This is a genomic window from Sphingomonas sp., assembly GCA_019635535.1.
Lineage (GTDB): Bacteria > Pseudomonadota > Alphaproteobacteria > Sphingomonadales > Sphingomonadaceae > Allosphingosinicella.
The window spans coordinates 1211841-1223542 of the sequence record JAHBZH010000001.1 but is presented as its reverse complement, the minus strand read 5'-3'; the positions used below and the strand labels follow the sequence as shown (position 1 = coordinate 1223542).

General features: G+C 69.4%; 11 protein-coding genes. 10 read left to right on the top strand and 1 reads right to left on the bottom strand.

Translation table 11 applies throughout. From position 1 onward, the window contains the following. Nucleotides 1–122: 122 nt before the first annotated feature. Entirely contained in the window at nt 123–1292 is a 1170-nt protein-coding gene (locus KF780_06275; GenBank protein ID MBX3561403.1) for a glycosyltransferase, read from the bottom strand. A gap of 128 nt (nt 1293–1420) precedes the next feature. Here KF780_06275 and KF780_06270 point away from each other — a divergent pair, with 128 nt between their 5' ends. From KF780_06270 to hslU, 10 genes are all read left to right on the top strand, one after another. After that, the gene (locus KF780_06270) at nt 1421–2278 is read left to right on the top strand and encodes an outer membrane protein assembly factor BamD (protein MBX3561402.1); all 858 of its coding nucleotides are present in this window, start codon (nt 1421–1423) and stop codon (nt 2276–2278) included. Between the two features lie 33 nt (nt 2279–2311). Then, a complete protein-coding gene (recN, locus tag KF780_06265; GenBank protein ID MBX3561401.1) occupies nt 2312–3964 on the top strand; it encodes a DNA repair protein RecN in 1653 nt (550 codons plus the stop codon). Continuing rightward, nucleotides 3961–6048, top strand: a complete 2088-nt coding sequence (gene ligA, locus KF780_06260; GenBank protein MBX3561400.1) for an NAD-dependent DNA ligase LigA — start codon at nt 3961–3963, stop codon at nt 6046–6048. The genes recN and ligA overlap by 4 nt, the downstream gene beginning before the upstream one ends. Before the next feature lie 96 nt (nt 6049–6144). Beyond that, nucleotides 6145–6417 (top strand): hypothetical protein, encoded by a 273-nt coding sequence (locus KF780_06255; protein ID MBX3561399.1) that lies wholly within the window; start codon nt 6145–6147, stop codon nt 6415–6417. Between the two features lie 42 nt (nt 6418–6459). Next, a complete protein-coding gene (locus KF780_06250) occupies nt 6460–6768 on the top strand; it encodes a winged helix-turn-helix transcriptional regulator (protein MBX3561398.1) in 309 nt (102 codons plus the stop codon). Further along, on the top strand, nt 6769–7311 hold the full coding sequence (locus tag KF780_06245) for an SRPBCC family protein (protein MBX3561397.1): 543 nt from the start codon (nt 6769–6771) through the stop codon (nt 7309–7311). A 56-nt stretch (nt 7312–7367) separates the two neighbouring features. Further along, nucleotides 7368–7910 carry an ATP-dependent protease subunit HslV gene (gene hslV / locus KF780_06240; GenBank protein MBX3561396.1) on the top strand — a complete coding sequence of 181 codons (543 nt, stop codon included), beginning with the start codon at nt 7368–7370 and terminating at the stop codon, nt 7908–7910. A 90-nt stretch (nt 7911–8000) separates the two neighbouring features. Then, entirely contained in the window at nt 8001–9143 is a 1143-nt protein-coding gene (locus KF780_06235) for an MBL fold metallo-hydrolase (protein MBX3561395.1), read from the top strand. A gap of 49 nt (nt 9144–9192) precedes the next feature. Further along, nucleotides 9193–10284 carry an FAD-dependent oxidoreductase gene (locus tag KF780_06230; protein MBX3561394.1) on the top strand — a complete coding sequence of 364 codons (1092 nt, stop codon included), beginning with the start codon at nt 9193–9195 and terminating at the stop codon, nt 10282–10284. A gap of 115 nt (nt 10285–10399) precedes the next feature. Further along, nucleotides 10400–11701 (top strand): ATP-dependent protease ATPase subunit HslU, encoded by a 1302-nt coding sequence (gene hslU / locus KF780_06225; protein MBX3561393.1) that lies wholly within the window; start codon nt 10400–10402, stop codon nt 11699–11701. The last annotated feature ends 1 nt before the right edge of the window (nt 11702 follow it).

The following is an 11702-nucleotide window of genomic DNA, read 5'->3' as shown; positions in this document are numbered from 1 at the left end:
GATCGCGAGGGAGAGGCGAGCCGGACAGGCGCCGGATGCAAGTCGGGCGACGCCTCTAGGGAAGAACGCCGCCCTCAAGCGTCTTCGATAGCCTCACCAATATGGACGAAGGCTGAACGCCCTCAGCTCCGCCGTGCCAGCCCGCACAGATGCGCGAACAATTCGTCCCGGTTCCAGTCCCAGCCGAATCGTTCGGCGACGCGGCGCACCTCGGCCGGATCGGGCGGCGCGGCGAGCAGCTCGGCGACTGCGCCGGCGATCGATTCGGCATTGCGTGCGACAAGCCGCCCCGCCGCCGGTCCGTCGATGATCTCCCGCGCACCGCCCACGTCGCAGGTGACGACCGGCGTGCCGCAGGCCAGCGATTCGACCCAGGCATTGGCAAGCCCCTCGGACACCGTCGGCAGCACGCTCGCATCGGCTGCGGCGAACAAAGCGGGCAGTTCCGCATGCGGTCGGTTGCCGACAAAGCGCACCCGGTCCTCGACTCCGAGTCGCGCTGCGCGCCGCGCCAGCCCCGCCCGCTCCGGGCCGTCGCCGACCACGATCAGCGTTGCGCCGGGTAGCCGCCGCAAAGCCTCAATCGTCAGATGATGCCCCTTGCGCTCGACCAGCGCGCCGACGCCGATCAGCAGCGGCCCGTCCACGCCGAGCCTGGCCTTCGCCGCCGCGCGGTCGGCCGGGCGGAAGCGCTCAAGGTCGATGCCGGTATGATGGACCCGGATACGGTCGTCCGGCATGCCGAGCGCCGCCATGTCCCGCTTCAGCGCCGCGCTGACCGCGAGCAGGCCGTCCGCCGCCCGCCCCGCCGCGATCACCTGCTCGCCGATCCCCGGCCGCATGCCCCAGACGTGGATATCGCTGCCCCGCGCCTTGATCGAGACCGGCACGCCAAGCGCCCGGCCAAGCCGGACCGCCGCCGGCCCGTCCGGCCAGAAGAACTGGGCATCGATCACGTCGAAGGGGAAGCGCGCCCTGATCTCGCGCAGCACCGGCAGCACGGCATCGGCCATGCGCCGCGCCGCTCCCGCCTGCCCGATGCGGGGCCAGACGCGATAGCGTGGACGATGGACGGCGAGTCCTTTCCAGTCCTCGGTCTCCGGCAATCCTGCGAGCGAAGCATAATGCGGATGGCGCGACAGCGGCCAGGCCGGCAGGCCGGCCGGCGACACCACTTCCAGCGCCACGTCGTCGCGCGCCGCCAGCTCCAGCGTCTGGCGCTCGACGAACACGCCCAGCGTCGGCCGCGCCGCATGGGGGAAGAGAGTCGAAAGAGTAAGCACGCGAAGCATCGCGCGCGCCGTACCACAGGTCGCCTATCGCCGGGTTAAGGCGCGTCCGTTAAACTGTCGTTCAGCCGGCGAAAGGGATGCGCGAAGTCCGCTTGGCCTCGCGTTGAGGCTCCGCTAAGAAGCCCGCCATGCACAGCTTTCCCCGCCCCCTTGTCCTCGCCATCGCCGTCGCCGCGATCGTTCCGCTCGCCGCCTGCGGCACGCTGGGCGGCGGCGGGCGCACCAAGATCGACCAGCGTTACGTCGCGCGCGACGTGAACACGCTCTACAATGCCGCCTTCACCCGGCTGGAACGGCGCAATTATGCACAGGCCGCCGCGATCTTCGACGAGGTCGAGCGCCAGCATCCCTATTCGGTCTGGGCGCGCCGCGCGCAGCTGATGAGCGCCTTTTCCTATTATGCCGCGGGCGATCACACCAAGTCGATCGAATCGGCGCGGCGTTTCCTGTCGATCCATCCGGGCAACCGCGACGCGCCTTATGCGCTCTACCTGATTTCCCTGAATTATTACGAGCAGATCAGCGACGTGACTCGCGATCAGGCGATCACCCGCCAGGCGCTCGACGCGCTGGGCGAGCTGATCCGCCGCTATCCGGGCACGCCTTATGCCGCCGATGCGCGCATCAAGGTGGATCTGGTCAACGACCATCTCGCCGGCAAGGAGATGGAGATCGGCCGCTTCTACCAGCGCCGCAATCGCTGGCTCGCCTCGATCATCCGCTTCCGCAGCGTGATCGACGATTATCAAACGACCAGCCACACGCCGGAAGCGTTGATGCGCCTCACCGAATCCTACCTTGCGCTCGGCATTCCCGAAGAGGCGCAGCGCAGCGCCGCCGTGCTCGGCGCCAATTATCCCGAAACCCGCTGGTATCAGCGCGCCTACGATCTGATGCAGCGCCACGACCGGCGCGGGGCGGCGGCGATGCCGGCGCCCGCCCCGGCCGCAGTGGCGGAAGAGCCGGCGACCACGCCGGCATCTTGATCGGCTGAACCCGGCAATGGCAGAGACCGGTTCATGCTGACCGGCCTGTCGATCCGCGACGTCGTCCTCATCGAAACGCTCGACCTGGAATTCGCGTCCGGGCTGGGCGTGCTGACCGGCGAGACGGGCGCCGGCAAGTCGATCCTGCTCGACGCGCTCGGCCTGGCGCTCGGCGAACGGGCCGACAGCGGCCTGGTGCGCGCCGGCCAGACGCAGGCGAGCGTCAGCGTCGCCTTCGAGCTTCCCGCCGCCCATGCCGCTTTGGCCCTGCTCGACGAGAACGGCCTCGCCGCCGAGCCTGGCGAGCCGCTCGTCATCCGCCGCCTTGTGCGCGCCGACGGCGGCAGCCGCGCCTTCGTCAACGACCAGTCCGTCTCGGCCGGCCTGCTGCGCGAGCTGGGCGCCCTGCTCGTCGAGATCCACGGCCAGCATGACGAGCGCGGCCTGCTCAACCCGCGCGGCCACCGCGTCCTGCTCGACACGTACGGCGCGCTCGACGCCGCCCCGGTCGCCGCCGCCTTCGCCCAAGTCCGCGCCGCCGAGGAGTCGCTGGCCGAGGCCCGCCGCGTCCATGACGAGGCGGAGCGCGACCGCGAATGGCTGACCCATGCGGTCGACGAGCTGGCGAAGCTCGATCCCCAGCCCGGCGAGGAGGAGACCCTCGCCACCCTGCGCGCCACCATGCAGTCCGGCGCGAAGCTGGGCGACGAGCTGGAGACTCTGAACGGCCTGCTGCAAGGCTCCGAAGGCGGCCTGGCCCAGCTCCGCCAGGCGGCCCGCCGGCTCGACCGGATCGCGGGAGAGCACCCCCTTCTCGCCGAGGCGCTGGCCGCGCTCGACCGCGCCGTGATCGAGGCGTGCGACGCCGAAACCGCGCTGGAGCGCGCCGCCGAGGCTCTCACCTTCGATCCCGCCCGGCTCGAGGAGGCCGAGGCCCGTTTGTTCGAGATCCGCGCGCTCGCCCGCAAGCACCGGGTCGAGCCCGACGCTTTGCCCGGCCTGCGCGCGGACCTGTCCGCCAAGCTCGCCATGATCGAATCGGGCGGCGAACGCCTCGCCCGACTGGAAGCCGATCTCGCCGCCGCGCGCGGCGATTACGACCACGTCGCCGAGGCGCTGAGCCACGCCCGCCGCGCCGCCGCCACCCGGCTCGACGCCGCCGTCGCCGCCGAGCTGGCCCCGCTCAAGCTCGACGCCGCCCGCTTCCGCACCGTGATCGAACCTGCCGAGCCCTCCGCCGCCGGCATCGACAGGGTCGCCTTCGAAATCTCGACCAATCCCGGCGCGCCTTTCGGCCCGCTCACGAAGATCGCCTCGGGCGGCGAGCTCAGCCGCTTCATCCTCGCTCTCAAGGTGGCGTTGGCCGAGGAGGGCGGCGCCACCACGATGATCTTCGACGAGATCGACCGGGGCGTCGGCGGCGCCGTCGCCAGCGCGGTCGGCGAGCGGCTGCACCGCCTCGCCGAAGCGGGCCAGGTCCTCGTCGTCACCCACTCGCCCCAGGTCGCCGCCCGCGGCGCGCGGCACCTCTTCATCGAAAAGAGCCATGACGGCGTCGTCACCCGCACCGGCGTCCACCTGCTGGGCGAAGCCGAGCGCCGCGAGGAGATCGCCCGCATGCTCTCCGGCGCCGAAGTGACGGACGAGGCGCGGGCGCAGGCGACGCGATTGCTGGAGGCGGCATGACCGAAGCCGAGGCCGCCAATCGCCTGATGCGCCTCGCGAAGGAGATCGCGCGGCACAACCGGCTCTACCATGCCGACGACGCGCCGGAGATTTCCGACGCCGACTATGACGCGCTGATGCGGGAAAATGCGGCGCTGGAGGCGGAGTTTCCGCATCTGGTGCGCCCCGACAGCCCGTCCCGGCAGGTGGGCGCGGCGCCCGCGGGCAATCTCGCGAAAGTCACCCATGCTTTGCCGATGCTCAGCCTCGACAACGCCTTCGCGGACGAGGAAGTGGCGGAGTTCGTCGCGCGCGTGCGGCGCTACCTGAAGCTCGCCCCGGACGCCCCCGTCGCGCTCACCGCCGAGCCGAAGATCGACGGCCTCTCCTGCTCGCTGCGCTACGAGAAAGGGCGGCTCGTCCTCGCCGCCACGCGCGGCGACGGCACGACGGGCGAGGACGTGACGCCCAATGTGCGGACCATCGCGGATATTCCGCAGTTCCTTAGCCCCTCCCCTGAAGAGGAAGGGCTATATGAGGTCACCGACATCTTCGAGATCCGCGGCGAGGTCTATATGGCCAAGGCGGATTTCGCCGCGCTCAACGCTCGTCTGCTCGCCGAGGCCGAAGACCCCGAAAAGGCGCGCCAGTTCGCCAATCCGCGCAACGCCGCCGCCGGTTCGCTGCGCCAGAAGGACGCCGCGATCACCGCCTCACGGCCGCTGTGCTTCCTGGCGCATGGCTGGGGCGAGGCGTCGGCTTTGCCCGCCGACACCCAATATGGCGTCATGAAGGCGATCGAGTCCTGGGGCCTGCCGGTCAACGACCGCCTCGTCCGCGTCGAGGATCTGGACGCCCTCATCGCCCATTACCGCACCATCGAGGCGGCGCGAGCCGATCTGCCCTTCGACATCGACGGCGTCGTCTACAAGGTGGATCGGCTCGACTGGCAAGGCCGGCTCGGCTCCGTTGGACGCGCGCCGCGCTGGGCGATCGCGCACAAATTCCCGGCGGAACAGGCGCAGACCACCGTCAACGCCATCGACATCCAGGTCGGCCGCACCGGCAAGCTGACCCCCGTCGCGCGGCTGGAGCCGGTGACGGTCGGCGGCGTCGTCGTCTCCAACGTCACGCTGCACAATCGCGACGAGATCGCCCGGCTGGGCGTGCGGCCCGGCGACCGGGTGGTGATCCAGCGCGCCGGCGACGTCATCCCGCAGGTGGTGGAGAATCTCACCCGCGACGCGCCCGGCGATCCCTTCCCCTTCCCCGATCATTGCCCCGAATGCGGCAGCGAGGCGGTGGCGGCGGAAGGCGAGGTCGACGTGCGCTGCACCGGCGGCCTGATCTGCCCCGCCCAGCGTTTCGAGCGGCTGCGCCATTTCGTCTCGCGCGGCGCGCTCGACATCGAGGGGCTGGGCGAGAAGAGCATCGCCGAATTCCTGGAACTGGGCTGGCTGAACGAGCCGGCCGACATCTTCCGCCTCAGCCGCCACCGCGACGAACTGGTCGGCCGCGACGGCTGGCAGGCAAAATCCGTCGATGCCCTGCTCAAAGCCATCGAGGACAAGAGGAAGCCGGACGCCGCCCGCCTCCTGTTCGGCCTCGGCATCCGCCATATCGGCAACGTCACCGCCCGCGACCTGATGAAGAATCTCGTCACCTTGCCGCGCCTCCGCGAAGCGGCTGTAGCGGCGCGCGCCGGCGACGAGGACGCGCTGGCCGAACTGACCGGCATCGACGGCGTCGGCGGCGCGGTGGTCGGCGCGCTCGGCGATTTCTTCCACGAGCCCCACAATATCGAGGCATGGAACGATCTGCTCGCCGAGGTTCACCCACCCGACTTCCGCGTCGAAACCCGCGATTCTCCCGTCACGGGCAAGACCGTGGTTTTCACCGGCAGCCTGGAGACCATCTCCCGCGACGAAGCCAAGGCGCAGGCCGAGGCCCTCGGCGCCAAGGCGGCCGGCTCGGTCTCGACCAAGACCGACCTGGTCGTCGCCGGCCCGGGCGCGGGCTCGAAGCTCAAGAAGGCCGCCGAGCTCGGCATCGAGGTGATCGACGAGGCGGCGTGGCTGAAGATCGTGGCGGAGGCGAATGGCTGAGGCCCGTCTGCAGTCCTGACCGATCGCCGTTCCGGCATTTCCGTTTTCCTACAGATAACCAGATGGGTTATCCGAGCGTTTTGAAAGGAAGCACTCATGGATATCCAGCCCATCTCCCAGCCCGCCCCGCGCGAAGGCGGCCCTTATCGCGTCCTGCTCGGCCTCGTTGCCTTGGTCGGCGGGCTGCTCGGCCTCGCCGGCCTCTATTTCGTCCCGATCCCGGAGGGCAATCGCGAGCCCCTGCTGCTCGCGCTCGGCCTCGTGCTGGGCTGGGGCTCGACGGTGATCGGCTACGAATTCGGCTCCTCCCCTGCCGGGCGCAAGGCGGCCGATGCCGGTATACGGCCGGACGGCAGCGAACGCCTGTAGTTTCGTATTGACTTAATTAAGTGAAATACGAATTATATCTGCATGAACCGATTCGCAGCCCTCGCCGATCCCACCCGCCTCGCCATCGTCGAGCTGCTGGGCACGGGCGCGCGCACCGCCGGAGCGATCGGCGAAGGCTTCCCGATCAGCGCCCCGGCCGTCTCGCAGCATCTGAAGACGCTGCGCGAGGCAGGTCTCGTGCGGGTCAGGGTGGACGGCCAGCGCCGCATCTACAGCCTCGACCCCGACGGCTTCGCCGAGATGGAGCGCTGGTTCGAACGCATGCGCAATTTCTGGGGCGGCCGCCTCGACGCCCTCGAGCGCGCTCTGGACGAAGATGGAGAAATTTGAATGACCGACACAGCTCCCCATGGCGTCATCACCGAAGCCGGCACGGTCCGCTTCGAGCGCCTGCTCCCCGGCCCGATCGAGCGGGTCTGGTCGTATCTCACCGAGTCCGACAAGCGGGCGAAGTGGCTCGCGGCCGGCGACATGGATCTGCGCCCCGGCGGCGCGATGAACTATGTCTGGCGCAACTGGCAGCTCGCCTTGCCCGGCGAGGTCGCGCCCGCCAAATGGGGCGGCGACAAGGAGCACCGGATGAAAGGCCATATCATCCGGGTCGAGCCGCCGCACCTGCTCGTCCACACCTGGGGCGAGGAGTCCAGCGAAAGCGAGGTCAGCTTCGAGCTTTCGGAAGTAGGCGACAAGGTCCGCCTCGTCCTCACCAACCGCCGCCTGCCCGATCGCGGGCAACTGGTCGGCGTCTCCGGCGGCTGGCACGCCCATCTCACCGTGCTGCAGGAAATCCTGGAAGACGCCGAACGCACGCCCTTCTGGGCCAATGTCCAGCGCCTCCACGCGCATTACGAGGAGGCCACGCCAGCCGATTGAGTTGCGCCGTCGCCGCTCCCGTCCCACATAGCCCGCAAGCAAGGAGCGAGGGACTTATGGAAAGCTGGCATGGCACGACGATCGTCGGCGTGCGCAAGAACGGCAAGGCGGTGGTCGCCGGCGACGGGCAGGTGTCGCTGCAATCGACGGTGATCAAGCCCAATGCGAAGAAGGTCCGCCGGATCGGGGACGGCAAGGTGGTGGCGGGCTTCGCCGGCGCGACCGCCGACGCCTTCACTTTGTTCGAGCGGCTGGAGCGCAAGCTGGAGCAGCATAACGGCCAGCTCATGCGCGCCGCCGTCGAGCTCGCCAAGGACTGGCGCACCGACAAGTATCTGCGCAACCTGGAGGCGATGATGATCGTCGCCGACAGGGACGTGACCCTGATCCTCACCGGCAATGGCGACGTGCTGGAGCCGGCCTCCGGCGTCGCCGCGATCGGCTCGGGCGGCAATTTCGCCCTCGCCGCCGCGACCGCGCTCTACGACTATGAGGAGGACGCCGAGGCGATCGCCCGCAAGGCGATGAAGATCGCCGCCGACATCTGCGTCTATACCAACGACAATGTGACGCTGGAGGCGATCGAGGGCGCGGCCTGACCGCCGCGCCGGTCATTACCCTCCCGCAACGGGGTTTACATCGCGTCCTTATTCCGTATTGTCGATGCAATACACCAACAGGAGGATGTGTTGCATCGGTTTCCGAAGCTGACCTTGCTTGCCCTCGGCGCCGGCCTGTTCGCCGTCGCCGCGCCCGTTTCCCTTCACGCCGCGGATGCGCCGGCGGTAGCGCCCTCGACCGGGCATATCGAGACGATCGAGCCGCTGGCGCCGCGCGTCTGGCTGATCCGCCAGGCCGAGCCTTTCCAGCCGCAGCCGGTCGGCAATGTCACGGTGATCGAGCAGGCGGACGGGCTGGTGCTGGTCGATGCCGGTGGCTCGCCCGGCTCGGGCCGCCGCATCGCCGATCTGGTCCGCTCGGTCAGCGCGAAGCTGGTCAAGACAGTGATCGTCACGCACTGGCATGGCGATCACTATCTCGGTCTTCCCGCGATCCGCGCCGCCTGGCCCGACGCGCGGATCATCGCCCATGAGCGCACCGCCGCGCACATGACCGGGACGCCGATGGCGAACTATCCGCAGGGCGCGCCGGACGCCGAATTCGATCGGGCGATGCAGCAGCAGGGCGAAGGCGCCATCGCCTTCCTGCGCCGCAATCTCGCCGACGAAAGCCTGAGCGAAGCGGAACGCGCCGGCTTCGCGCGCACCTGGAACGCGTTCCAGACCTTGCGTGGGGACATGGGTGGCGCATTCGTCGTGCCGCCGACGGACAGCTTCGCCGACCGGCTGGTGCTGGACGATCCGGACGTGCCGGTCGAGATCCTGCATCTCGGCCGCGCCAATACCGACGGCGACGCGATCGCCTGGCTGCCCCGCCAGCGGATCGTCGCGACCGGCGACGTCGTCGTCGCCCCCGTGCCCTTCGGCTTCGGCAGCCATGCCGGCGACTGGATCGAGACGCTGGCCCGCATCCGCGCGCTCGATTTCGCGATCCTGGTGCCCGGCCACGGCGTCGCCCAGCGCGACCATGTCTATCTCGACCGGCTGACCGCCTTGCTCGCCGCCGTCCGCGAACAGGTCGCCCCGCTCGCCGCCGAGGGGCTGGAGCCGGCCGCGATTCGGGAACGCATCGATCTCGCGGAACACAAGGCTGTGTTCACCGGCGGCGATCCCTGGCTCGGCCGCTGGTTCGATCAATATTGGGCCCGCCCGCTGGTCGATGCGGCCTGGCGCGAGGCGACGGGGCAGGAGATCGTCCAGGGCGGCGGCTGACGCCGGGAGGCCGTTGATGGGAGCGCGTGAACCCGGCTAGGGTCCGGTCATGTACGCGCTTCGCCGCCGTGCCTTTCTCGGTTCCGCCGCTTCGGCGCTGGCCCTGCCCGGCTGCGTCACCACCAATGCCGTGTCGCCGGCCGCCCCGCGCGGCTGCCTGCCGCCAGTCAATGTCGCGCCCAATCGGGTGATCCGCACCGTCGCCGGCCTGCGCCCCTATCGCGCCTCCGGCTTCGTGGTCCGCGCCGAGGCGCTGGGGGACAAACGCCTCGTCCACAATTACGGCCATGGCGGCGCCGGCATCACCTTGTGCTGGGGCACGTCGAAGCTGGCCGTGGAGCTGGGGCTGCAAGGGCATCAAGGCCCGGTCGCGGTGATCGGCGCCGGCGCGGTCGGGCTCACCACCGCGCGGCTGGTGCAGGAAGCGGGCTTCCCGGTCACGATCTACGCCAAGGCGCTGCCGCCCGACACGACCTCCAACATCGCCGGCGGCCAGTGGAGCCCCTATGGCCATTATCGCGACAGCGCGGTGACGTCCGCCTGGCGCGCCCAGCTGGAAGCCGCGCTCGACTATAGCTGGCGCCGCTTCCAGATCATGATCGGCGAAGATAGCGGCGTCCGCTGGCTCACCACCTATGCCGAAAGCGGCGGGGACGGCGAGCCGGACCGCTACCATCCCGCCGCCCGCCGCCTCGGGCGCGACGAGCACCCCTTCCCAACCGGCAATATCATCGCCTTCGACACCATGTATGTCGAAACCGGCCGCTTCCTCTTCCAGCTCCAGCGCGACATCCAGATCGCCGGCGGCGTCATCCGGGTGCGCGAATTCCACGCGCCGACCGACATCGCCTCCCTTCTCGAAACCCTGGTCTTCAACTGCACCGGCCTCGGCGCCCACGGCCTGTTCGGCGACACCGAGCTGACCCCGATCCGCGGCCAGCTCGCCGTGCTGCTGCCCCAGCCGGAGATCCGCTACGCCTATACCGGATCGGCAGGCTACATGTTCCCGCGCGCCGACGGCATCATCCTCGGCGGCACGTTCGAGCGCGGCGTGTGGGACGCGGCGACACAGCCGGAGGCTATCGCCCGGATCGTCGAGCGGCACCGGCGGCTCTTCTCCGCCCTGCGCTGCACGGCTTGAACTGTTTCGCCTTGCGACCAATGTAGCGGACGATATGGACTATGAACCCGCTTCGCTGGCCGATACCGGCGCCTCCGAACCGCACAGCGACGCCACCCCCAGCAAGGCAGGACGCATGAACGACGCCCTCACCCCCAAGGCGGTGGTCGCCGCGCTCGATTCCCACATCATCGGCCAGCGCGAGGCCAAGCGCGCCGTCGCGGTCGCCCTGCGCAACCGCTGGCGCCGCCAGCAGCTCGGTGCGGATCTGCGCGACGAGGTGACGCCGAAGAACATCCTGATGATCGGCCCCACCGGCTGCGGCAAGACCGAGATCAGCCGGCGTCTCGCCAAGCTCGCCGACGCGCCCTTCGTGAAGGTCGAGGCGACCAAGTTCACCGAGGTCGGCTATGTCGGCCGCGATGTCGAGCAGATCGCCCGCGACCTGGTCGAGGAGGCGGTGCGGCTGGAGAAGGAGCGCCGCCGCGAGGCGGTGCGCGAGGCCGCGTCCAACGCGGCGATGGAGCGGTTGCTTGACGCCCTGACCGGCAAGGATGCCAGCCTCGCCACCCGCGAATCCTTCCGCCAGCGGCTGATCGACAACAGCATGAACGACAGGGAGGTCGAGATCGAGGTTTCCGACCAGCCCTCCACCCCGTTCGAGATCCCCGGCATGGGCGGCCAGGTCGGCATGATCAACCTCAGCGACATCATGGGCAAGGCGATGGGGCAGCAGCCCCGCAAGAAGCGCAAGATGCGCGTCGCCGAAGCCTGGGACAAGCTGGTCGAGGAGGAGCAGGACAAGCGCCTCGACGCCGACGACGTGAACCGGGTCGCGCTGCGCGACGCCGAGGCGAACGGCATCGTCTTCCTCGACGAGATCGACAAGATCGCGGTCAGCGACGTGCGCGGCGGCTCGGTCAGCCGCGAGGGCGTGCAGCGCGACCTCCTGCCGCTGATCGAGGGCACGACGGTCGCCACCAAATACGGCCCGATGAAGACCGATCACATCCTCTTCATCGCGTCCGGTGCCTTCCACGTCGCCAAGCCCAGCGATCTGCTCCCGGAGCTTCAGGGCCGCCTGCCGATCCGCGTCGAGCTGAAAGCGCTCACCGAAGAGGATTTCGTCCGCATCCTCTCCGACACGCGCGCCAGCCTCACCGAGCAATATCGCGCCCTGCTCGCCACCGAAAGCGTGACCATCGACTTCACCGAGGACGGCATCAGCGCGCTCGCTCGCATCGCCGCCGAGGTGAACGAGAGCCTGGAGAATATCGGCGCGCGCCGGCTCCAGACCGTGATGGAGAAATTGCTGGAGGATGTGAGCTTCGAGGCGGAGGAGCGCGGCGGCGAGACGGTGCGGATCGACGCCGCTTATGTCGAGGCCCAGCTCGCCGACATCGCGCGCGATGCCGATCTCAGCAAATATGTGCTCTAGC